Annotated in this window: 24 protein-coding genes; 14 read left to right on the top strand and 10 right to left on the bottom strand. The window is 68.5% G+C overall.

What is annotated here, in order from left to right:
• Positions 1-12 precede the first annotated feature (12 nt).
• The 5 genes from fdhF to E5206_RS16455 all read right to left on the bottom strand — a co-directional run bounded on the left by fdhF (position 13) and on the right by E5206_RS16455 (position 7,678).
• Positions 13-2,679: a formate dehydrogenase subunit alpha gene (gene fdhF / locus E5206_RS16475; protein WP_136323430.1), complete on the bottom strand. Its 2,667-nt coding sequence runs from the start codon at positions 2,677-2,679 to the stop codon at positions 13-15.
• On the bottom strand, positions 2,676-4,376 hold the full coding sequence (locus tag E5206_RS16470; protein ID WP_136323429.1) for an NAD(P)H-dependent oxidoreductase subunit E: 1,701 nt from the start codon (positions 4,374-4,376) through the stop codon (positions 2,676-2,678). The genes fdhF and E5206_RS16470 overlap by 4 nt, the downstream gene beginning before the upstream one ends.
• A gap of 116 nt (positions 4,377-4,492) precedes the next feature.
• Positions 4,493-5,569, bottom strand: coding sequence for an aminoglycoside phosphotransferase family protein (locus tag E5206_RS16465; RefSeq protein ID WP_136323428.1), 1,077 nt, complete (start codon positions 5,567-5,569; stop codon positions 4,493-4,495).
• 92 nt (positions 5,570-5,661) lie between these two features.
• Positions 5,662-6,393 (bottom strand): VIT family protein, encoded by a 732-nt coding sequence (locus tag E5206_RS16460; RefSeq protein ID WP_136323427.1) that lies wholly within the window; start codon positions 6,391-6,393, stop codon positions 5,662-5,664.
• Positions 6,394-6,592: 199 nt separating this feature from the next.
• Positions 6,593-7,678 (bottom strand): ferritin-like domain-containing protein, encoded by a 1,086-nt coding sequence (locus tag E5206_RS16455; RefSeq protein ID WP_168709372.1) that lies wholly within the window; start codon positions 7,676-7,678, stop codon positions 6,593-6,595.
• A 177-nt stretch (positions 7,679-7,855) separates the two neighbouring features.
• Between E5206_RS16455 and rimP the strand changes: the two genes are divergently transcribed.
• The 8 genes from rimP to E5206_RS16415 all read left to right on the top strand — a co-directional run bounded on the left by rimP (position 7,856) and on the right by E5206_RS16415 (position 15,435).
• Positions 7,856-8,473, top strand: a complete 618-nt coding sequence (gene rimP / locus E5206_RS16450; protein WP_136323425.1) for a ribosome maturation factor RimP — start codon at positions 7,856-7,858, stop codon at positions 8,471-8,473.
• Positions 8,473-9,453: a transcription termination factor NusA gene (nusA, locus tag E5206_RS16445; RefSeq protein WP_136323424.1), complete on the top strand. Its 981-nt coding sequence runs from the start codon at positions 8,473-8,475 to the stop codon at positions 9,451-9,453. The genes rimP and nusA overlap by 1 nt, the downstream gene beginning before the upstream one ends.
• 222 nt (positions 9,454-9,675) lie before the next feature.
• Positions 9,676-9,999, top strand: a complete 324-nt coding sequence (locus E5206_RS16440; RefSeq protein ID WP_346763455.1) for a YlxR family protein — start codon at positions 9,676-9,678, stop codon at positions 9,997-9,999.
• Between the two features lie 161 nt (positions 10,000-10,160).
• Positions 10,161-13,091: a translation initiation factor IF-2 gene (gene infB / locus E5206_RS16435; RefSeq protein ID WP_136323423.1), complete on the top strand. Its 2,931-nt coding sequence runs from the start codon at positions 10,161-10,163 to the stop codon at positions 13,089-13,091.
• 322 nt (positions 13,092-13,413) lie between these two features.
• Positions 13,414-13,926 carry a 30S ribosome-binding factor RbfA gene (gene rbfA / locus E5206_RS16430; RefSeq protein WP_136323422.1) on the top strand — a complete coding sequence of 171 codons (513 nt, stop codon included), beginning with the start codon at positions 13,414-13,416 and terminating at the stop codon, positions 13,924-13,926.
• Positions 13,927-14,003: 77 nt separating this feature from the next.
• A complete protein-coding gene (locus E5206_RS16425) occupies positions 14,004-14,489 on the top strand; it encodes a nucleoside deaminase (protein WP_136323421.1) in 486 nt (161 codons plus the stop codon).
• A gap of 125 nt (positions 14,490-14,614) precedes the next feature.
• Positions 14,615-15,052 (top strand): thioredoxin, encoded by a 438-nt coding sequence (gene trxA, locus E5206_RS16420; RefSeq protein WP_136323420.1) that lies wholly within the window; start codon positions 14,615-14,617, stop codon positions 15,050-15,052.
• Positions 15,053-15,087: 35 nt separating this feature from the next.
• Positions 15,088-15,435 (top strand): CU044_2847 family protein, encoded by a 348-nt coding sequence (locus E5206_RS16415; protein ID WP_136323419.1) that lies wholly within the window; start codon positions 15,088-15,090, stop codon positions 15,433-15,435.
• A gap of 54 nt (positions 15,436-15,489) precedes the next feature.
• Here the strand turns inward: E5206_RS16415 and E5206_RS16410 are convergent, their stop codons facing one another.
• Positions 15,490-15,687, bottom strand: a complete 198-nt coding sequence (locus tag E5206_RS16410) for a hypothetical protein (protein ID WP_136323418.1) — start codon at positions 15,685-15,687, stop codon at positions 15,490-15,492.
• Positions 15,688-15,832: 145 nt separating this feature from the next.
• Positions 15,833-16,990, bottom strand: a complete 1,158-nt coding sequence (locus E5206_RS16405; RefSeq protein WP_205759952.1) for a pyridoxal phosphate-dependent aminotransferase — start codon at positions 16,988-16,990, stop codon at positions 15,833-15,835.
• A 114-nt stretch (positions 16,991-17,104) separates the two neighbouring features.
• Between E5206_RS16405 and truB the strand changes: the two genes are divergently transcribed.
• From truB to E5206_RS16390, 3 genes are read left to right on the top strand one after another with little or no spacing between them, the layout of a single operon-like run.
• On the top strand, positions 17,105-18,082 hold the full coding sequence (gene truB, locus E5206_RS16400; protein ID WP_240689797.1) for a tRNA pseudouridine(55) synthase TruB: 978 nt from the start codon (positions 17,105-17,107) through the stop codon (positions 18,080-18,082).
• A 2-nt stretch (positions 18,083-18,084) separates the two neighbouring features.
• Positions 18,085-18,438, top strand: a complete 354-nt coding sequence (locus E5206_RS16395) for a hypothetical protein (protein ID WP_136323417.1) — start codon at positions 18,085-18,087, stop codon at positions 18,436-18,438.
• 1 nt (position 18,439) lies between these two features.
• On the top strand, positions 18,440-18,934 hold the full coding sequence (locus tag E5206_RS16390) for a hypothetical protein (protein WP_136323416.1): 495 nt from the start codon (positions 18,440-18,442) through the stop codon (positions 18,932-18,934).
• A gap of 42 nt (positions 18,935-18,976) precedes the next feature.
• On the opposite strand, the gene E5206_RS16385 is transcribed toward E5206_RS16390, so the two are convergent.
• Positions 18,977-19,537, bottom strand: coding sequence for an NUDIX hydrolase (locus E5206_RS16385; RefSeq protein ID WP_136323415.1), 561 nt, complete (start codon positions 19,535-19,537; stop codon positions 18,977-18,979).
• A gap of 127 nt (positions 19,538-19,664) precedes the next feature.
• Here E5206_RS16385 and E5206_RS16380 point away from each other — a divergent pair, with 127 nt between their 5' ends.
• Entirely contained in the window at positions 19,665-21,275 is a 1,611-nt protein-coding gene (locus E5206_RS16380; protein WP_136323414.1) for an HNH endonuclease signature motif containing protein, read from the top strand.
• Between the two features lie 16 nt (positions 21,276-21,291).
• On the opposite strand, the gene E5206_RS19365 is transcribed toward E5206_RS16380, so the two are convergent.
• Positions 21,292-21,435, bottom strand: coding sequence for a hypothetical protein (locus E5206_RS19365; protein WP_168709370.1), 144 nt, complete (start codon positions 21,433-21,435; stop codon positions 21,292-21,294).
• 180 nt (positions 21,436-21,615) lie between these two features.
• On the opposite strand from E5206_RS19365, the gene E5206_RS16375 reads away from it, so the two are divergent.
• Both E5206_RS16375 and E5206_RS19785 read left to right on the top strand, forming a co-directional pair.
• Positions 21,616-21,954: a hypothetical protein gene (locus E5206_RS16375; RefSeq protein ID WP_240689796.1), complete on the top strand. Its 339-nt coding sequence runs from the start codon at positions 21,616-21,618 to the stop codon at positions 21,952-21,954.
• Between the two features lie 97 nt (positions 21,955-22,051).
• Positions 22,052-22,174 carry a hypothetical protein gene (locus E5206_RS19785; RefSeq protein ID WP_276605947.1) on the top strand — a complete coding sequence of 41 codons (123 nt, stop codon included), beginning with the start codon at positions 22,052-22,054 and terminating at the stop codon, positions 22,172-22,174.
• 32 nt (positions 22,175-22,206) lie between these two features.
• Here the strand turns inward: E5206_RS19785 and E5206_RS19675 are convergent, their stop codons facing one another.
• Positions 22,207-22,398 (bottom strand): hypothetical protein, encoded by a 192-nt coding sequence (locus tag E5206_RS19675; RefSeq protein WP_240690212.1) that lies wholly within the window; start codon positions 22,396-22,398, stop codon positions 22,207-22,209.
• Between the last annotated feature and the right edge of the window lie 182 nt (positions 22,399-22,580).

The raw sequence follows: 22,580 nt of genomic DNA, 5'->3' as shown, positions 1-22,580 counted from the left end.
CCGGTGCGCAGCTTAGGGGTGCGCGGAAAGACGGACCGCGGTCAGCTTGTACTCCGGGCATCCGGTGACCTCGTCCTCCACGGGGGAGGTGAGGCTGTTGACCGTTGCGCCGGGAAAATGGAAGCCCGCGAACACCTGGCCGGGCTCCACCTCGTCGGTGACCCTGACGCGAAGCAGCGCCGTGCCATGCCGGCTGGACAGCTCGACCCGATCGCCGTCGTGGAAGCCCAGCCCCGCCGCATCGCCCGGTTCGACGTCGACCGTCTCCCGGGCCAGCAGGCGCAGGTTCCCGGTACGACGGGTCATGCTGCCGGAATTGTAGTGCTCTGCCCTGCGGCCGGTGATGAGCAGGTACGGGAAAGCGGCATCGCATTGCTCGCCCGGCGGCAGGTAGGGCCTGGCGGCGAGGTGGGCCAGGCCGTCCGGCGTCGCGAAGCGATCCCGGTACAGCCTGGGGGTCCCGGGAGATTCGGCAGACTCGCACGGCCAGTGCAATGGGCCTTCGCGGTCCAGCCGCTGGTGGGAAATTCCTGCAAAGAGCGGCGCCACCCCGGCACATTCGGCCAGGGCATCCGCCGGCGTGGCGCAACCGAGGTCCGCCCCCATCCGGGCCGCGACGGCGTGCAGCACCGCGAAGTCCGAGCGGGCACCGGCCGGCGGCGTCACCGCCGCCCGCACCCGCTGGAAGCGCCGGTCGAAGTTGACGAAGGTGCCTTCCTTCTCGAGCCACGCGGCCACCGGAAAGACGACGTCGGCCGCGGCGGCGGTCGGGGAGAGGAAAAGATCGTTGCAGATCACGAGCGGACACGCATCCAAGGCTGCCCGCACGGACGTGCTGTCCGGGTCGGTGGCGAGCACGTCCTCCCCGATCACCCACAGCGCCTTCAACGTCCCGTTCCGGGCGGACGCAAACATCTGCGGGATCCGAAGACCGGGCAGGGGTGGAAGTCCGGCCTGCCAGGCCTGGGCGAAACGGGTCCGCGCCGCCGGCTCCGTCACCTTCTGGTATCCGGGCAGCAGGTCGGGCAGGGCCCCCATGTCAGACGCCCCCTGGACGTTGTTTTGCCCGCGAAGCGGGTTCACCCCTCCACCGCCACCCGGACCCACGGCGCCGCGGAGGAGAGCCAGATTGGACAGGGTCCTGACGCCGTCCGTGCCGTGCAGGTGTTCGGTCACCCCGAGTCCATAGAAGATCGCCGGCGACTGCGCCCGGCCGTAAATCAGGGCTGCGCTGACCAGGTCATCCGGGGCCACACCTGAGATTTCGGCTACGCGTTCCGGAGGGTAGTCGCCCAGCAATCCAAGCAGCTCCCCGTAACCGCTCGTGTGCGCCTTGAGGAAGGCTGGATCGACCAGCCCGTCACGGACCAGGATGTGCGCGAGGCCGTTGAAGACGGCCACGTTGGTTCCCGGCCGCGGCCGAAGGTGGACATCGGCGTGCCTGGCCAGGGACGTGCGGCGGGGATCGACGACGACCAGCCGGGCGCCGTCCATGACCTGTTGGAAGATGCGCGAGCCGACAACGGGGTGGGCCGCCGTCGGGTTGGCTCCGACCAGGAGGATGGCGTCGCACCGGTCGAGGTCATCGAAGGGGTTCGTGCCGCCACCGAGGCCAAACGTGGCGGCCAGTCCAGCCGCCGAGGGTGCATGGCAGAGCCGGGCGCAATTGTCCACGTTGTTCGTTCCCATCACGGCCCGGGCAAACTTCTGGGCCAGGTAATTCTCCTCATTCGTGGCCCGGGCTGAGGAGATGACAGCGAATCCGTCCGGGGCGGTGTCCCGGATTTCTGTCAGCCTGGCGGCCACATAAGCCGTTGCCTCGTCCCATGTCGCGGGAGCCAGGATCCCGTCCTTGCGGATCAGCGGGGTTGTCAGCCGGTCGGCGGAGCCGAGGAACCCGTGCGCAAACCGTCCCTTCACACAAGCGTGGCCGCGATTGACCGATCCGTCAGTCGCGGGGCGGACGGTCATGATCCCATTGTCGCGGGTGGACACTTCCAGGCTGCAGCCGACCCCGCAGTACCCGCAAGTGGTCTGGGTCCGCCGTTCGATCGGCAGCAGATTAAGCAGTCCGTGCTCGGACAGGGCACCCGTGGGGCAGGTGTCCACGCACGCTCCGCACGAGACACAATCGGACTCTGCCCATGGGCCGCCGGTGCCCGGTGCGACCACGGTGGCGGCCCCGCGGCCCACGAGGGTCAGGGCGAACGTGCCCTGGACCTCTGCGCAGACGCGGACGCACCGTCCGCAGGCAATGCACAAGTCACGGTCCAGCTTGACGTAGGGGTGCGAGTGGTCGACGCCGCGCCCGGGTGGAGCGGGGGAGCCGGGGACGGCAGTAACTCCGTAATCGGCGCATTGCCGGGCCAGTTCGCTGCGGTCGGCCAGGACGTCCAGTGCCCGGGGCGGCAGCCCAGCGACGATGGCCTGCAGAGCGTCGCGCCGCAGCTCCCGGGATGCGTTGACCCCGACACGCAATTCATCCTCCGCCGGGGTGCTGCAGGCTGCCGCCGGACCCCGTCCGGTGATGTCCACCAGGCAGGTACGGCACGAGGCAACAGTGGTGAGCCGATCGTCATGACACAGCGTCGGGAGGACCAGGCCTGCGGCGCGGACGGCATCGAGCAGCGTGGCACCGGCGGGGACCTCGACCTCGCGGCCGTCTATCACCAGCCTCACGACGGCCACCCCGCCAATCCGTAAACGCGGGCGAGGCTGCGCACCGCGGCCGGCACCCGGCGGCCGAAGGCGCACAGGCTGCCCACCGCCATGCTGCGCAGCACGTGCGCGCGCTCGCCCCGCACGTCGGGGCCGTCGGGGCGGTCCGAAAGCGCACGGCCGCGCCATGCACCGACCCGGCAGGGCGAGCACTGGCCGCAGCTCTCCGCGGCGGCGAAGTCCCACAGATTCCTCAGCACGTCCTCGCCGGCAAGTGTGTCGTCAAAGGCAACGATGCCAGCGTGGCCGAGGGCTGCGCCATGCCGGGACAGGGCGGCGTCGCTGAATTCCACGTCGAGGTCTTCGGGGCCAAGGAAGCCGCCCAGGGGGCCGCCGATTTGAAGGGCACGCAGGACCGCCCCGTCCCGCAGGCCGCCGCCGAGGTCCTCCACGATCCGCCTGACGGGGGTTCCGATCTCCACTTCGTATGCGCCGGGCCGGAGGAACCGTTCGGAAAGGCAGGCAACCACGGTTCCGGCCTCATCCGGGGTTCCCATCGCCGCGTATGCCGCTGCGCCATGCTTGATGATCCAGGGGATCGCCGCGAGCGTTTCCACGTTGTTGACCACCGTGGGCCAGCCGTGCAGTCCTCGCTCGGCGGGGTACGGCGGACGGGGCCGCACCACCCCGCGTAGCCCTTCGAGCCCGCTCAGCAGCGCGGTTTCCTCGCCTGAGACATATGACCCTGCACCTTCAACCACGTCGATCTCCAAGGTGAAGCCGCTGCCTCCGATGTCTGTGCCGAGATGACCTGCCGCGCGCGCCTCCACCGCCGCCTCCTGCATCCGGGCGAAGGCCTGCGGGTACTCTGAGCGGACAAACACGACGCCGCTCTCCGCACGGACGGCGAAGCAGGCCAGGGCGAGGCCCTCGAGCACGCGGTGCGGGTCCCGCTCCATCAGCAAGCGGTCCGAATACGAACCAGGGTCACCTTCGTCGCCGTTGGCCACCACCACACGTGGTGCCGGGCGGGCAAGTGCGGCCCGCCACTTGGCACCGGCCCGGAACCCGGCCCCTCCCCGGCCCCTCAAACCGGAAGAATCGACCTGGCTGAGGACATCCTCGGACGAACCCGAGGCGACGGCTTCCGGCCACACCGACCAAGGCTGAGACGTTCCGAGCAGCCCGGCCGTCACCACGGGGACCCGACTGTTGCTGTGGACAGGGATGGGCGGGGCGTGCCGGGGGGACAATCCCTGCAGTTGAGCGGCCAGACCGGCCCCGGCACAGGCCTCCCCGCCGTCGAGCGCCGCCGGGCCGGAAAAGCAATAGCCGAGGCACCGCACCTCCTGGAGCGACACGGTTCCGTCCGGGCTCCGGCTGCCGGCCCCCACGCCGAGGACTGCCGCCACCTCCGCCACATGCCGGCCCCCGGTCGCGGCGAAGCAGGCCGCGGCCCCGCACACCCGGATGTGCCGGCGCCCCCGGGGTGCGGAAAAATCGGCGAAGAACGACGCCGGGCCTTCGACGGCTGCCGCGGGCAGCCCAAGCGAGCGGGCGACGTCGGCAGGGACTGCCCCGAAGGCGCCGATCATGTCTCTCACGTCCGCGATCGGCCGCCCGAAGCGCTCGGCGTACCGGAGGAAGGGATCGTCATTTTGCCTGCCGGGCCGTCCGCCGGCAACGGCGCCGGAAGGCCTGGCACGGAGCTCGTGCATGCCTCCCACGATCGCCGTGTGCCCCGTGGCGGGGAAGAGTCGAAAGTCCCCAAGACAGAGCTCACACGACAGATCTAACAACCCAGGGAGGCGGCGCGGCCTGTGAAACCATGAGGCTAGCGCTGGTCCGCCACCCGCTCCGCCCCAGCCATCCCCGGCTCGGGCAGTTCTTGTGGCGCGGGGAGCCCCGGCAGCGTGCGGCCGGCAAGCGTGCTGGCCACCCAGAGCGAGCGGGCCAGGTCGCCGTCGTGATGCCGGCGCGAGGCGTACCGGAGGGCGTTGTCGACCTCGCGGGCCAGGGCCCACTGCCGGGCTGTCTCGGCGTCGAGGCCGGCGGCGGCGCTGAACTCCCGGCAGCGCTCCAGAAGGGCACGTTGGGGGCCGGACCGGTCCAACTCCCGGAGCCGGTTCCACAGCAGCGGGGCCACCGCGAATTCTGCCTCGCCGATCATGGGCTGGGGATCGATCGCGGCGAAGTCTTCCACGCCGGCCGGTTCCGGCCCGTCCGCCGAATCCGGCCGGGCCAGGATGTTCAGGTAGTGCAGGTCCGTGTGGACCAGTACATCCTTCGCGGAACGCCGGCCGACGGCGCCGCGGGTCTGGCAGACTTCGAGCGCCGCTTCGAGCAGCCACCGCGGGAACGGCCGGGCGAGCTGCTCCCAGGTCTCCGGCAGTTCGTCGCTCCACTGTTCGGCACGGGCTGCAACATGGTCGAACGCCCGCCACTCCGGCTTGTCGTCCGGCACCAGGCTGAGCCGGCGCATCACGGCGCCCCAGGCAGGCACGGCCGTGTCCAGCGGCGCATCCTGCAGCGAGCGGGCTGCGTCCAGCCGCTCCAGCAGCAGTGCTCCGGCGTCGGCCGCCAGCAACCGGACGGCGCCGTGCCCGGCCCACAGGGTGAGCGCATGCCGTTCCACGAGCGCTTCGCCGTGCGGATATGCGATTTTCAGGGCGGCAGCTTCGCTGCCTCCGCCCTTCTTGTCGGCGTCCCGGCCGCGGCAGACCGGGACCACGATTGCCCCGTGGCCGGTCCATGGAAGGGTACCCGCAGTGAGGTCAAGTTCCAGCCGCCACTGGTCCAGGCAACGGCTGATCAGCCGGGGAATCGATGCCAGCCAGTCCCTGCCGTTGACGCTCCCGCGGTAACGGCGGCTCAGCTCGGGCGGGATCGGGACTTCTGCGTGCTGGTTCATCGGAACCAGCGTAGTTGCCCGGCGCGGCGGCGAGTCGCTGCGGCAGCCGGCACGCCGGGCCGGCCCGGGCCTCGCCGGATCAGGCAGGAAGGTCAGGCGGTGATGCCGCTGGCGCCGAGCCAGCTGCCGATGAGGAAGGTCGCGATGAGCGCTACAGCGCCGCCCAACACCACCCGGACCGCCGCCTTCATCTTCGATCCTCCGCCGATCCACGCGCCGATGGCCCCGGTCGCGGCCAAGGCCACGAGGACGGCAACGAAGGTCAGCGGGACGCGGATGTTCTCCGGCGGCAGCAGGATGGCCAGCATCGGCAGGATGGCGCCGATCAGGAACGCGACGGCCGAGGCGAAGGCGGCGTGCCACGGGCTGACGATGTCTGTCTCGTCGATGTGCAGTTCCGCCGAGAGATGGGCAGCCAGGGCATCGTGCTCGGTGAGCTCGAGGGCCACGGTGCGGGCCGTCTCGGCGCTGAGCCCCTTGGACTGGTAGATGGCGGTAAGCTCTTCCAGCTCCTCTTCCGGCTCCTCCAGCAGTTCCCGGCGTTCTTTCTCGATCAGGTCGTGCTGGCTGTCCTTCTGGCTGCTCACCGAAACGTATTCGCCCAGTGCCATGGAGATGGCACCGCCCACGACGCCGGCGGCGCCGGCGATCAGGATGGGACCCGAGTCTGTGGTGACACCCGCAACGCCCACCACGATGGCGGCCACGGACACAATCCCGTCGTTCGCGCCCAGCACGCCCGCCCGGAGCCAGTTGAGTCGCTGGGCAATGTCGTTCTTGTGGGGTTCGTTCTCATGAAGGGTCGCGGCGCCTGGGGTTTCCATGACTCCAGCAAAGCACCGACGCCTTATCCGGGCCAGTATTACGTCCCTAAGCAAGGTAAGCCAAGGCTTGCCCGGGGCCGCAGGCTCGCGGGTGTCCCAAGGCGTCCCTGCGGGGGCACTTTGAGCCGGACTCGCCGGACTTTCGCAGGGATTCACCGGATGCGGGCCTCAAAGCGGCCCCGGTCCGCCCGCATCGTGGTCAGCGCAGTGGGGCCGCGCTTCCGGCAGGCAACGTGGGAAATGCCGCCGGGTCTGCCGTCAGTCCGGGCACCGGGCCGGGATCCGCGCCCCAGAGCACGGCCCGCCGGGCTGCGTCCAGCAGGCCGGAGATGGCCCATCGGCGGGTTTCGCCATCGCTCAGGGCCACGAGGTCGGCGTAGACCGGCAGTGTGGCGGTTTCCAGCCCGGCCAGGCCGGTAGCGGGCGCTGCCAGGAACGACTGCCCCAGGCTGTAGCCAGCCTCGCGCGGCGGGACCGGGGCGCAGTGCATCCGGCTCAGGGATTCCGCGGCGCTGACCAGCTCCTCATGGCGGGCCAGCTGTTCGGCCGCCGGCTTCGCCGCCTCCCCGCCGAGCCGAGTCAGGGCCACCTGGTAGCCGTACACGGTCTCCATTTCGGTCCGTACCGTCGCGGCCAGTGCCCCGTCCAGGGTGGCGTCTCCGGTGGGGGCGTCATGCCCGGCAGAGGAGGACGACGCCGCTGCCTCCGGAGACGGGCATGCTCCGGAAAGCGGGGAAGCGGGGTCGGCTTGCACGGGGTCGGCTTGCACGGGGTCGGCCTGCGCGGGCGCCGGGGCGCCCGCGGCGGCCGCGAGGGCGGATGCCTGCAGCAGCTGCGCCGTCCCGACTGCTGCGAGCAGGCGCGCCATGCCGCCATCGGCCGCTGCCGCATCGGCCAGGCGCCGGCGGCCGCTGCCCGCGAGGTCGGCAGCCAGGCCGGCCGCCGAAGCGGGCAAGGGAGCCGGGGAAGAGGCAGCGGACGGAGTGGCAGAGGGAAACGGAGTGGACGCATCATGGGGGACATCGCCCGGTGCCAGGAGCGCCCGTGACTGGGTTGTCAGCAAGGTCACAGTCCGGGAAAAGTCCGGCTGCCCCGTGCCGGATCCGTTGCCCGGCGCAGCCTGCGCGAGCTGCTCGCCTGCCGCCTTGAGCCGCAGCGTTTCCGCCAACGCGGATACCCGGACCTGTTCGGAAAAAGGCGGTTCCGCGGGTTCCCGGGGGCGTACGGGCGTCAACGCCGCCCCCAGGGTGACGACCACCAGGGCGAGAGCGGCCAGGAGGGCCATGCGGGGGAGGAACCGGGGAAAAAGGCGGAGAGGGGAGTCCTGCCCCCGCTTTTCCCTGGTGTCATCTTTCACAACAGACCATGTTGTCATGCCGGGGCGGAACTCCGTGCACCACGGCGCCTGGAAAATCGCTAGGCTAGTACACACAACATCATCTAGCGGGAGGCGGCCGGCATCATGACCAACGCAGAAGCCACGACTTCAACAGACCGGACCGGGACGGGTAAGGCTGAAGCCGCACCCGCTCACAACCTGGAGGCCGAACGTCTGTACGCCCTCCTGACGCCTACAGTCCAGGCAAACCGGCTGTACCTGGAGGACGTTTCCATCCACATCGCCGGCGCCAACCGCGTCGTCCACGTAGTGGTGGACCTGCCGCAGGAAGAGGCCGGAGGGGTCAGCCTCGATGTGATCGCGGAGATCTCCAAGACCCTCTCCGACATCCTGGACAACGATCCCACCACGGACGCACGTCCCTACGAGCTCGAGGTTTCCTCGCCCGGCGTCGGACGCCCCCTCACCGAAGAGCGGCACTGGCACCGTGCCCGCGGCCGGATGGTCACGGTCAAGGTCATCCAGGGGGACAACGTCACCGGCAGGATCGCATCCGTGGATGACGAGGGCGTCACCCTGGTCCCGGAGATCGCCGTGAAGAAGGGGATGAAACCCAAGCAGGGCGACCCTGTCAAGCTTCCTTTCGACAGGATCCGCAGCGGAAAAGTCGAGATAGAGTTCAGCCACCTCGACGAGGCCGGTCTGGAGAACGAACACAACGGACCTTCTGAGGAGGCCTAATGGATATTGACATGAGCGCACTGAGACTCCTGGAGCGTGAGCGTGAAATCCCGCTGGATCTCCTGATTCCGACCATCGAGCAGGCACTGCTGGTGGCGTACCACAAGACGCCGGGTGCTTTTGAAAAGGCCCGCGCTGAACTGGACCGCAAGAGCGGACACGTGACGATCTGGGCCACGGAGATTGACGACGATGGCGCCCCCATCGGTGAATTCGAGGACACTCCCGCGGGCTTCGGCCGCATCGCCGCCAGCACCGCGCGGCAGATCATCCTGCAGCGCCTGCGCGACGCCGAGGATGACAACGTGCTGGGCCAGTTCAAGGGCCGTGAAGGTGAACTTGTCGCCGGAACCATCCAGCAGGGCAACAACCCGCATATGATCCAGGTCAATCTGGGCACTGTGGAGGCACTGCTGCCGCCGCCCGAGCAGGTGCCGGGGGAGAAGTACATCCACGGCAACCGGCTCCGCGCCTTCGTCATCGATGTCCACCGCGGCACCAAGGGTCCCTCGATCACGCTGTCCCGCTCGCACCCCGGACTGGTCCGAAAGCTCTTCGAACTGGAAGTTCCCGAGATCGCCGACCGTTCCGTGGAGATCATGGCCCTGGCCCGCGAAGCCGGGCACCGCACCAAGATCGCGGTCAAGGCGAACGTCCCCGGCGTCAACGCCAAGGGCGCCTGCATCGGCGAAATGGGCTCACGTGTCCGTGCCGTCATGACCGAACTGAACGACGAGAAGATCGACATCGTCGACTACAGCGAGGATCCCGCGGACTTCATCGCCAGCGCCCTCTCGCCGTCGCGCGTGAATTCGGTCACCATCACGGACGAGGCAACCCGTTCGGCCCGCGTAGTCGTCCCCGACTACCAGCTCTCGCTTGCGATCGGCAAGGAAGGCCAGAACGCACGGCTCGCCGCCAAGCTCACGGGCTGGCGGATCGACATCGTCTCCGACGCCGCGGTAAGCCGCGACAAATAGGTAGCAGTTATGGCCAGCCCGTCCGGGCCCGCGTCCCCGCAAGTTCGGGACCCGGGCGCCGGAGGGGCTAGAATAGAGATGACCGGGCCTAACGGCCGGTATCCGCGTGCCCTGAGCGCGTCCGGGTTTCAGCTTGGCGAAGGGTTCAACCCTTCGCCGGCCCATCCGGAAGCCAGGGCCGGCAGATATGGACTGGCAGGAAGATACTCGTAAGTGGCACAAGTGCAACACCTCGAGAATCAGCCGCAGCGCACCTGCATCGGATGCCGACAGAAAGGCTCGCAGTCTGAGTTACTCCGGCTCGTCGCCGACGGCAGCGGTTCATCCGCCGTCCTTGTGGATGAACGGCGCCGGATGGCTGGCCGGGGTGCATGGCTGCACCCCAGCGAGAAGTGCCTGGCACTGGCGGTCAAACGTCGTGCGTTCGGACGCGCCCTCAACGGCGCAACCGGAGCAGCCGACGTCGAACGCCGGATAAAGGCAGGCACAAAAGCCGTGGACACCCCGGTGGCCGCAGCGAAAACCGTCCAACCTGAAAGCGGGTAAGAAAACTGATGGAAACCCGATGAGTTCCCAGCGATGAGTGCGCAACGATGACAACTTTGTTGCGCTTTGCAATGGACCTTTCAGCTGCACCCGCGGCGGAGGTCCGCATTAAGAAGTAGACGGTTCGTGCCTGGCTCGGTGCGGACCGAGACAGGAGAAATGTGGCCAAGGTCCGCGTACATGAGCTCGCTAAAGAGCTCGGTATTACTTCCAAAGATGCAGTAACCAAACTGCAGGAACTGGGCGAATTCGTTCGCTCCGCCTCTTCAACCATTGAGGCGCCCGTTGTGAGGAAACTCCGCAACGCATTCCCCGCCGCAGCAGCAGCTTCGAAGTCAGAAGCTCCCACGGCGGCCCCCCAGGCATCCGCCAGCCCCTCGGTGACGCGTCCGGCGCCTGCGCCCGGCCCCGCTGCGCCCAAGGCTGCGGCAGCCCCCGCAGCAGCACCGGCTCCCGCCCCCGCAGCAGCACCGGCTCCCGCCCCCGCAGCAGCACCGGCTCCGGCCGCCGCCGCACCGGCACCCGCCCCCGCAACAGCACCCGCTGCTCCGGCCGCACCCGCTGCCACGGCTCCGGCTGCTCCGTCGACGGGCATCAAGCCCGGCGCACGGCCGGCTCCGAAGGCTGAAGCCCCGGCTGCTCCGGCACGCCAGGGCGGCTCGGCACCCCGTCCGGGCGGTCCGCGTCCCGGTAATAACCCCTTCGCCACGTCCCAGGGCATGCCCCGGGGCCGCGGCGGCGACAACGAACGTCCGTCACGTCCGGGTAACAACCCGTTCGCTCCTTCCCAGGGCATGCCGCGTCCGGGCGGAAGCCGTACCGAGGGTGAACGCCCCGGTGGCCCGCGCCCCGCTGCAGGTGCCGGTGGCCCGCGTCCCGGTGCTCCCCGTCCCGGTGGCACCGGCGGCGCACGTCCGGGCGCTCCGCGTCCGGCCGGTGCTCCCGGCGCACGTCCCGGTGCCGGCGGAAACCGTCCGACTCCCGGCATGATGCCCAACCGCACCGAACGTCCCGCACCCGCTGGTGCAGGCCGTCCCGGTGGCGCCGGCCGCGGCCCGGCCCGTCCGGGTGGCGCTCCAGGTACCGGCGCACCCGGTGCCGGTGGCGGCGCTCCGGCCGGCGGTGGCTTCGGCAAGGGTGGACGCGGTCGCGGCGGCACCCAGGGTGCCTTCGGTAAGGGCGGCGCAGGCCGTGGCAAGCAGCGCAAGTCGAAGCGTGCCAAGCGCCAGGAACTCGAGCAGATGAGTGCTCCGTCGCTGGGTGGCGTAAGTGTGCCCCGCGGCGACGGCAACACCGTAGTCCGGCTTCGCCGTGGCTCGTCCATCACGGACTTTGCCGACAAGATCGAGGCGAACCCCGCCGCACTGGTGACAGTCCTCTTCCACCTCGGCGAAATGGCCACGGCCACGCAGTCGCTGGATGAAGAGACCTTCGCCCTGTTGGGCGAGGAGCTTGGCTACAAGCTGCAGGTCGTATCGCCGGAGGACGAGGAGCGCGAGCTGCTCTCCGGCTTCGACATCGACTTCGACGCCGAGCTGGAGGCAGAAGGCGACGAAGACCTTGAGCCGCGTCCTCCGGTAGTCACCGTCATGGGTCACGTTGACCATGGTAAGACCCGCCTGCTCGATGCCATCCGCAAGTCCGACGTTATGGCGGGCGAGCACGGTGGCATCACGCAGCACATCGGTGCTTACCAGGTCACGCATCCGCATGAAGGCATCGATCGCAAGATCACCTTCATCGATACTCCGGGCCACGAAGCGTTCACCGCCATGCGTGCCCGTGGTGCGAAGGTCACCGACATCGCCATCCTGGTGGTCGCAGCGGACGACGGCGTGATGCCCCAGACCATTGAAGCCCTCAACCACGCACAGGCAGCCAATGTGCCGATCGTTGTGGCCGTGAACAAGATCGACAAGGAAGGCGCCAACCCGGAAAAGGTCCGCGGCCAGCTGACCGAGTACGGACTGGTTCCGGAAGAGTACGGTGGCGACACCATGTTCGTGGAGGTCTCTGCCCGCCAGAACCTGAACATCGACGAACTGCTCGAGGCCGTCCTACTGACCGCAGACGCTGCATTGGACATGCGCGCCAACCCGGACAAGGACGCCCGCGGTATCGCGATCGAAGCCAACCTGGACAAGGGCCGCGGTGCTGTTGCTACCGTCCTGGTCCAGTCCGGCACGCTGCACGTCGGCGACACCATCGTGGCAGGCACGGCCCACGGCCGCGTCCGTGCGATGTTCGACGACGACGGCAGCGCCCTGACCGAGGCCGGCCCGTCCCGCCCCGTCCAGGTGCTGGGTCTGTCCAACGTCCCGCGTGCCGGTGACACCTTCTTCGTGACCGCTGACGAGCGCACCGCCCGCCAGATCGCCGAGAAGCGTGAAACCGCAGACCGCAACGCCGCCCTGGCCAAGCGCCGCAAGCGCATCAGCCTGGAAGACTTCGACCAGGCCGTCGCCGAAGGCAAGATCGACACCCTCAACCTCATCCTCAAGGGTGACGTGTCCGGTGCCGTGGAAGCCCTCGAGGACGCGCTGCTCAAGATCGATGTCGGCGAGGGTGTCCAGCTCCGCATCATCCACCGCGGTGTCGGTGCGATCACGCAGAACGACGTCAACCTGGCAACGGTCGACAGCGCCGTCATCATCGGCTTCAACGTCAAGCCCGCCGAGCGGGTTGCCGACCTGGCAGACCGCGAAGGCGTGGACATGCGCTTCTACTCCGTCATCTACGCAGCAATCGATGACATTGAGATGGCCCTCAAGGGCATGCTCAAGCCGGAGTACGAAGAGGTCCAGCTTGGCACCGCCGAGGTCCGCGAAGTGTTCCGTTCCTCCAAGTTCGGCAACATTGCAGGCTCGATCGTCCGCTCGGGTGTTATCCGGCGCAACGCGAAGGCCCGTATCAGCCGCGACGGCAAGATCATCGGTGACAACCTCACCGTTGAGACGCTCAAGCGCTTCAAGGACGACGCCACCGAGGTCCGCACGGACTTCGAGTGTGGTATCGGTCTTGGCTCGTTCAACGACATCACCGAAGGTGACATCATCGAGACCTTCGAGATGCGCGAAAAGCCGCGCGTCTAAGGTTCGTTGCGTGACTAAGTAGTCGCTTGAAATGCAGTGCAGGTGCGGGGCCGTTGGATTTTTTCCGGCGGCCCCGCCCCTGCGCTGGGCGGCCAACGTCTGACGACGTCGGCCGCCCAGCTCCGGCCGCGGCGTCAGCCTTCCCAATGCTCGCAAGCTCGCATCGGGGCCTCGGCTGCCGCCTTGGATGCCACTGCCAGGCCGCCGGAAAAAATCCAACGGGAGTCCGACGTAGACTCGCCTTAGGCGCGTGGCAACAAACCCAACGTGTGTACGCCAGCCGTTAACGCGCCGTCGTACATCCAAATTTTTAGGAGTGGAAATGGCTGATCCCGCACGGGCTGCCAAGTTGGCGCAGCGGATTAAGGTTGTTGTTGCCGAGGCCTTGGGCCGGAAGGTCAAGGATCCCCGGCTTGAGGGCATTACTGTTACGGATGCCCGCGTGACCAATGACTTGCAGCACGCCACGGTCTACTACACCGTTTTCGGCGACCAGCTGGTCCAGGCCGAGGCCGCCAAGGGGCTGGAGAAGGCCAGGGGCGTGCTCCGGCAGGAAGTCGGCCGCAACATCACCGTGCGGCTGACTCCGACCCTTGAGTTCGTGGCGGACCAGATTCCGGTCAACGCCTCCAACCTTGAGGAACTGCTCCGGGCAGCGAAGAAGCGCGACGCCGAGGTGGCAGCCCTCGCCGCGGGTGCCAAGCACGCGGGCGACGCCGATCCCTACAAGAGCGACACTCCCGAGGACGTGGAGCTTGACGAGGACGACTTCGACGAAGAGGACCTGGACCTCATCGACGATGACGGACTCGACGAGGACAGCAACAAGGAGTAACGCCCAGTAACGCCACGAAACGGCCGGACCCGCGAACGGGTCCGGCCGTTTCTGTTGCGACTGGCTATGATCGGACCATGCCACCGACGCCGACCCCTGCCGAGATCCAGGACTGCCTGGGCCAGGCCATCCGGATCGCCGTCCGGAATGTGTCCGACGGCGGGGGCCCGTTCGGCGCCCTTGTTGTCACGGCGGACGGCCGGAGCTACGACGGCGTCAACCGGGTGACCCTGGACAACGACCCCACGGCCCACGCCGAGGTTGTCGCCATCCGGAAGGCGGCTGCCGGATCCGGCAACTTCGATCTCAGCGGGGCCGTGCTCTATGCCAGCTGTGAGCCGTGCCCGCTCTGCCTGGCCGCGGCCTTGTGGGCCCGCGTGGACCGGGTGTATTTCGCCGCGGACCGGCACAACGCTGCCGCCACCGGCTTCGACGACGCCTTGTTCCATGAGTACTTCGACGGGACCCGTCCGGAGTTGATGCCGGCAAGCCAGACGGACCTTCCGGCGTCGGACCTGCCCTTCCAGGCGTGGCGCGGCAACCCGGACCGCACGGCCTACTGACCCCTGTCCGGAACCGCCGGCCGGGGGCGGGGCCGCCTGCAGGACCTTTGACCCTAGGCCCGGGTCCCGGCGCGGGAGTCCCATGTAACCATGACTGTGGGTAGGCGCGAAGGCACCGGCGGGCCGTGGACTTCAGCCTGATCAAATGCCCCCATTGCGGGAAGACGAACCGGATTCCGGCCGCGGCGGCCGGCCATCCGCGCTGCGGAAACTGCCGCCAGGACCTGCCGTGGATCGTGGCCGCCGGCGACGGAGACTTCGGCCTGGTGGCGGAGCAGTCCGCGGTTCCGGCACTGGTCGACTTCTGGGCTGCCTGGTGCGGACCCTGCCGCATGGTCAGTCCGGTGCTGGACAAACTGGCCCGGGAGCGTGCAGGCAGGGTCAAGCTCGTCAAGGTCGACGTCGACACCTCGCCGGCCCTGTCACGGCGCTTCGATATCCAGGCCATCCCCACCCTGCTGGTGATCCGGGACGGCAAGGTCGTGGCCCGCCAGGCTGGAGCGCCTCCGGCGGCTGCCCTGCGCAGTTGGCTCGACGGCGCCCTGGCTGCCACGCCCAGATGACCATCAGTCCGCTGCATGTCGAATTGGAGAAAGCAATGACCGAGATACTGCGCTACGAAGTCGGGTCCGGGGCGGTGCTGGTTGAGGTCGAGGACAACAGCTTCGGCGTGGAACGCCCCTCGCGCAATGAACAGGGCATCCTCGACGCCGGGCGGCGGCTCGAGGACGCGCTATCAGCCGTCCGACCCGCGGCCAATGCCGCAGCGGAGGTGATGAAGGAGCTCGGTCCGGACCATCTGGAACTCCAGTTCGGCGTGAAGCTGGCGGGGGAGGCTGGGGCGATTATCGCCAGGAACTGCGCCGAAGGCCATTTCATTGTCACGATGTCGTTCACCAGGGAACCGGGCGGGGCGGTGCCCCCGGAGGCCGAAATCGTTCTCTGAGTGCCGGTGCAATGGATGGACGGCGCACTGGCTGGCAGTTCGAAGTGAAGGCCCTTAGCGCCTGGCGCGGGCGCCCAGGCCACCGAGCACCGGGGAACCCATGCCCAGCAGGAAACCGAAGTCGTACCAGTTCCCGGCACGGGCGGAGTTGTAGAACGGGAACTCGCTCCAGGCCCCGAAGACATGGACGATCAGCACGATCCAGGCGGTGATCCCGTTCCAGAAACCCCACAGCAAGTCTTGCCACCACACGATGTACCCCCTTGGCCGGAGAAGCAGGCACCTCAGACCGAAGGTGCCGTGTGGTCAGGCTACGGCGCGTTCCGTTCCGGCGGTAGGGGCTATCGGCCCGCCGGCCTGTTGGCTGATGGTGTCCGGAGGCCGCCGGCCGGTGGAATCAGGACAGCCGCGCCGGGAGCCGGCCGAGGCCTTCAACCAGCTCCGACTGGCTGCCGCAGAGGGCAATCCGGATCCAGCCTTCACCGATGGAACCGAACGCCGTCCCCGGGGCGAAGGACACCCGGGAATCCGCCAGGAATCGCCGTACCCAGGCCCGGACGTCCCCGCCGCTGGCATGGGACACGTCCGCCCAAAGGTAGAAAGCCCCCTGCGCGGTGAGGTACGGGATTCCCCTGGACCGCAGCACGGCGGAGGCGGCGTCCCGGTTGGCCCGGTAATGGGCGTGGGCGTGGCTGACGTAATCCTGCGGACCCGTGAGCGCCGCCAATGCCGCATACTGCGAGGGCGACGCCACGCAGGAGACGATCGACTCCATCACATTGTTCATCTTCTGCTCCAGCCCCGGCGGGCAGACCAGCGCGCCGATCCGCAGCCCCGTCAGCCCATACGTCTTGGACAGGGTCAGCGAGGTGAACACGCGGGCTTCGCCGGGGACGTCGCTGTCGAAACGGGCCGGGCTGACATGGGGGACATCGTAGGTGAACGCCTCATAGCATTCGTCGGAGATGATCCACAGATCGTGCCGCCGGGCCAGCTCCACGAGGCTCCGGGTGAGCTCCTCGCCCAGGACGGCTCCGAGCGGGTTGGACGGTGAATTGAGGACCAGCACCTTGGTCCGCGGCGTAATCAGCGCCTCGATGTCCCCGATCCGCGGCTGGAAGTCGTGGCCCGGGTAGAGCGGGTACCGCACGGGGACGGCATGAAGCAGGCTGCTGGTCATGGCGAAGGTGGGGTAGCCCGGGTTGGGGATCAGGATTTCGTCCCCTGGGGAGAGCAGCAGGCTCATAGCGAAATGCAGGCCCTGCTGGGCGCCGTCAACGATGTAGACGCGGTCCGCACCGACCGGCGTCGCGTTGTGCTCGCGGAACCGGGCGGCAAAGGCCTCGCGCAGCGCCGGGATCCCGGCGTTGGGCGTGTAGTTGGTCTCGTCCCGCTCCAGGCACGCCATCCCGGCTTCAAGGATGTGGCGCGGGACGGCGAAGCCGGGCTCTCCGATGCTCAGCACGATGGCGCCGGGGCTGGCCCAGGCCGCTTCGGTGATCTCGCGTATCTGGTTGATGGGGACGTCGCGGACGTGGGCGGCAAGCTCGGGCATGTCAGCTATCCTAACGTCCTCGGATTCCCGGGCCGGGCGCGGGGAACAGTACCGGGACGGAGCCGGATGGGGGCCGTCGTCGGCGGCGGGCCCCGCGCAGATATACTGGGGAGCGTGCTTTCTGGACTGGTGATAGTGGACAAGCCGCAAGGCTGGACCAGCCACGATGTGGTTGGACGGATGCGGCGGCTCGCCGGTACCCGAAAAGTGGGCCATGCGGGAACGCTGGACCCGATGGCCACCGGTGTGCTGGTGGTCGGCATCAACAAGGCGACCCGGCTCCTGACTTACATCGTGGGCACCTCCAAGACCTATACAGCCACGATCCGCCTCGGCGAATCGACAGTGACTGACGACGCCGAAGGCGAGGTCACCGCGACGCACAGCGCCGCCGTCGTCACCGAAGAAGCCGTCCGGGCCGGCGTCGCCGCCCTGACCGGCGAAATCTCCCAGGTTCCCAGCAGCGTCAGCGCCATCAAGGTCAACGGCGAACGCGCCTACGCCCGGGTCAGGTCCGGCGAAGAGGTCAAACTGGCTTCCCGCCCGGTTACCATCCACCGCTTCGAGGTCCATGAGGTCCGCCGCGTGCGCGACGGTGCGGTGCTCGACGTCGACGTCACGGTGGAATGTTCCTCCGGCACCTACATCCGTGCCCTGGCCCGCGATCTGGGGGAGGCCCTCGGCGTCGGCGGCCACCTGACGGCGCTCCGCAGGACCCAGGTGGGACCGTACACCCTGGACCAGGCGCACACCCTTGAGCAGTTGGCCGAGGACCTGGACGTCCTGGAAATGTCCCAGGCAGCCCGGGCGCTGATGCCGAACCGTGAGCTCAGCGACGAGGAAACCACCGAGCTCTCCTTCGGCCGCAGGATTGCCGCCGGTGCGGCTGGCGGTGCAACGGCGGACAGGCCCGCCGCTGCCTTCGCCCCGGACGGCACGCTGGTGGCCCTGCTGGCCGATGCGGGAAGTTATGCCAAGCCCGTGCTGGTCTTCGCGCCGGACAACGAGAAGCACTCCGGGGAAAAGGATGCCACCGCCAGGAACGCCAGCACCCCTGATCCGGAACACCAGCCTGAAGAGCAGGGCACGTAGCGTTGGACGCGTATTTCTACATCATCCTGGTGGTCGGGCTGCTCTCCACCATCATCTGCATCACCGCGGGCCTCCTGAAAAAGGCCCCAAACGACACAACGATCCTGTCGGTGGCCGCCGTCGAACTGTCCCTGCTGGTATACCTCGTCGGTTCCATCGTCCGGGTCGTGGCAGGGGAGCGGATCGCGGGGGAGCCCTGGGAGTTCTGGGGCTATCTCGTGACGGCCCTGATGCTCCCGGTCGGCGCGGTGTACTGGTCCATCCTGGAGCGCACCCGCTGGAGCAACTTTGTCCTGGCCGCCGTCGGCGTCACCGCGCTGGTGATGGCCGCCCGCATGAACCAGATCTGGTATTGACATGGAAGAGGCACACAACGTGACGGCAAAACCTTCGCCGCAGGGCACCGGGACCAATCCGGGGGAGACCTCCGCAACCCCCGGTCCGGCGCCGGCCGACACCCGCAATACCGGTCCGGGCCGGCTGCTGATCGCCGTCTACGCAGTGTTTGCGATTTCGGCGACGGCACGGGCGGGCTACCAGATCCTCACCAAGTTCTCCGAAGCGCCGCTGGCTTACTCGCTGTCCGCGTTCGCCGCCGTCGTGTACATCGTGGCAACCGTGTCGCTGGCGAAGCCCGGCCGGACCTGGTTCAAGATCTCCGTGACGGCGGTGCTCGTGGAACTGGTCGGCGTGCTGGTCGTAGGGGCGTTGAGCCTCGTCGACGCCGTCAACTTCCCGCACGAGACCGTCTGGTCCCTGTTCGGCCGCGGCTACGGCTTCATCCCGCTGCTGCTGCCCATCCTCGGGTTGATCTGGCTGTACCGCCGGCGTCCGGCCCCCAAGCAGGCCTGATACCTCGTCCCTGCGGCCAGGCGGGGTCAGGGCCTCTGCGCCTTAGGGATTTTCCGTGCCCAGGCCCTGAAGCCTGCCGCGGAGGGCCGGCCACGCCGCGGCAAACCCGGGGTGCAGTTCCTTCTCGCTGACGCTGTCAATCCCCACCCATTGCAGCTCCAGGCTTTCCGGGTCGCTGATGGCGGGTTCAAAGGGCTCCAGCACCTGGGCGGCGACGGTGGTGTAGGACCAGTAGCCCACATCGAAGACTGAGGTGAACAGGACGTGCAGGTTCTCCGGCGGGACGGCAGCTTCTTCCTTGGCTTCGCGCAGCGCCCCGTGGATCGCCTCTTCGCCCTGGTGAAGGGCGCCGCCCGGCAGTCCCCACGTTCCTCCTTGATCGCTCCATAAGGCGCGGTGCTGGAGCAGGATGCCCTTGGCCGGATCGTGGACAAGCAGTCCGGCCGAGCCGAAACGCCCCCAGAACTTTCCGCGGACGCCTTCGACCCAGGCATCACCGGGGTCGCGGGGGCCGAGGGGGCGCCGCAGCTCAAAAGGGACCTCCCGGGATCGTGATGCCGCGGATAATGATTCCCCGGGCCAGGGGGTGACTGTGCTGTCCATGCCCCCAGTTTCCCATGGAAGCCACTTTTCCTTGGGGGAGGCCTTAGCCTGGCGACCTTTTGAGTGTGCCGGCCGGGCCGGGGGCCGGGCCGCTGATACTGTCGTGGCCCGGCAGTAGTGTGAAGTCATGGAAGCCATCGGGGGTTTCGTCTCCTTCGCGGAAGCCGGGCAGGATACACAGCCTGTGCTGGGGGATGCCCTGGGTTTGCTCCGGATACTGGGCGCGACGGCGGTGCAGGACGCGGCGCTTTGGGGGTTCCGGGCGGCGGCGGACTTCGCGGATGACGTGGAGGAACTCTCGCGGACCGTGGAGTATCTGCAGCTCGTGGCGGCGGCGGCGGTGGACCGGAGCAGGAACCAGGCGGCCGCGTCCGCCGGTGCGGGGACGGGTGCCGGCTGGCTGACCGGCTGGAAGGACCAGCCCGGCATACCGGCGGGAGTGGAGGCAGCCCCGGCGGGACCGGCGGGTCCTGACCAGGGGCCGCGGGAAGTCCTGGACGACGGCTTCCGGAACACCACGGACTTCCTGCGGGCCCGGCTGCGGATCAGCGCCGCGGAGGCCCGCCGCCGGCTCGCCCTGGCCGGGAGCGTCCTTCCGCGCAGGGGCCTGGCGGGCCGGCCGCTTCCTGCCGTCCACGCGGAGCTCGGCGCCGCGCTGGCGTCCGGGACCGTCGCCTCCCGGTCCGCGACCATCATCACCGTGGCCCTGGACCGTGTCCGGCCGTGCTGTGATGCCGCGGCTGCGCTGGAGATGGAGCATGCTTTGACGCGCACCGCCGCGGAGAACGATCCGGATTTCCTGGCACGGATCGCGAGGCGCTGGACCGACGCCCTGGACCAGGACGGTACCGAACCCTCCGAAGAGGCGCTGCGCCACCTCCAGGGCGCCTTCATCCGCCGCACCCGCCACGGCCTGCACCACCTCGAGATCTTCGCGACCGCCGACCAGTTCGAACACCTCCTCACCGTCATGAATACCGCCACGAACCCGCGGACCAGCGGCGCGGACGCTGCAGAACCCGGCAGCCGGCACCCTGCCACGGACCCCGCCGGTCCCGGAACCGGCCGTTCCCCCGGCGGGGAGGAGAATGATTCCGGCACGGCGGGGCTGGACCGCCGATCCCGGCCGCAGAAACTCCTCGACGGCCTCGTCGGCGCCTGCAAAATCGCTTTGTCATCCGGGCCGCTGCCCGCCGCGGGAGGACTCCGCCCCCAGGTCATGGTCACGATCGGCTACCGGGACCTCCTGGACCGCCTCGGACACCCAGCCAGCACCGCGGCCGGCAGCCCACCAGGCGCGGCCCCGGCGCCGTCGAACACCGGAACCCTGCCGTTCACCGGACCCGTCACAGCCTCAACCGTCCGGAAGATCGCCTGCGACGCGGACATCATCCCGGTCCTCCTCGGCGGGGAAGGCCGGATCCTGGACATCGGCCGCGCCGCACGGATCTTCCCGCCCCACATCCGCAAAGCCATCACCGCCCGGGACCAGGGCTGCACCTTCCCGGGCTGCACCATCCCGGCACCCTGGTGCGAAGCCCACCACATCAGCTACTGGTCCCGCGGCGGCACCACAAGCACAGAGAACGGGACGCTCCTCTGCTCCCACCACCACCACCTGGTCCACAAGGAACAATGGACCATCCAGAACCGCACCGGCATCCCCTGGTTCATCCCGCCACCCCACCTGGACCCGCGCCAGAAGCCACAACGCAACCACTACTTCCGCCTTGAATGACGCCGCACGTGCCGGCTCAGGAAGCCGGCACGAACAGGAATTGGGTCCCCGGCTCGAACGGCTCGAACGGCACGGCGGCCTGGGCAGGGGTCATGGTGAACCACTCGCCGTGCTTGCTGGCAAGGCCGCCCACCAGCAGCCCGACTGCTGCTGGCCCCAATGCCCTCCGCATCCTCAGAATTTAGCCGTCTGCAGAAGGGGCCGTCCAGAGTCATCGCTCAGGCCCTATGGCATCCCGATGCCTCTAGGATGGCGCGGCAGGCCGAAAGCCTCTGAACAGAAGACCGCAGCCGGCGCCTACGGTAGTGCCATGAGGGTACGCCGATTAATGCTCAAAGCCGTGAAGTCCCTTCATACCTTTGCCTGGTTCACGATTGAGGCCTGCATGGTCTACGTGCTGTATGCCGGTATCCGCGGCCGCACCGACCGAAAGGCCAGCCTGGCCGCCGGCGTCGTGACCGCCGAAACCCTGGTCTTTGCCGCCAACGGCTTCCATTGCCCGCTCACCGCCGTGGCGCAGGACCTCGGTGACGCCACCGGGTCAGTTACGGACATCTACCTGCCGAAATGGTTTGCGCGGAACCTTCCTGCGATCCACGTTCCCCTGATCCTGCTGGCGGTCTTCCTGCACTGGCGGAACTACCGCTCCAATTCTGAGGGTGCGGGACACGCGGCATGAAAGCTTGGCTGGGCGTCGTCTCCGCGGAACATGTGGAGCACGGAGTCACGCTGGGCATCGCCCAGCTTGGCCACGGAAAAGGTCGGGGCCGGCGCGGATGCAGGCACCAAGCTGGGGCTACCAGCTCCGCCGCGGGCTCATGGAACTGACGCTCGAAGATGCCGCGCTGATCCGATCCGCGCTCGGCCGGGGCGGTACCCAGGGCAAGCCAAGGCAGTAAGCGAAGCGGCGACACAAGGGAGCCGGAGCTGCCTACTTCTTCCCGAACAATCCTCCCGGCAGCCCGCCGAGGCCGCCTTCGTCGTCGTTCTTCTGTTCCTCCTGCGATCCGCCCGGAAGATCGACGTCGATCAGCTCACCCGGCTGCGGTGCGCCGCCCGCAGCCTGGCCCTGTGGATAGGCCTGGGGTTCCGTTCCCGAATCCTGCGCGGCTTCCGGTGCCACCGACCGCGGGGGCTGCTGGCCGCCGCCTGGAAGTCCTCCGCCGAGCAGGCCGCCCAGGAGACCACCCGGCCAGCGCCGCCCGCGCCACCCGCGGCCCCGCCCAGGAGCCCGCCCAGAATGCCTCCCAGATCGATACCACCAGGCTGGCCGGCAGTCTGGGCCGGACCGGCATTGGCCCCGCT

The sequence above is a fragment of the Arthrobacter sp. PAMC25564 genome, from assembly GCF_004798705.1.
GTDB lineage: Bacteria > Actinomycetota > Actinomycetes > Actinomycetales > Micrococcaceae > Arthrobacter.
Note: the sequence above shows the minus strand (reverse complement) of the source record. Positions and strands in the feature narration are given on the sequence as shown.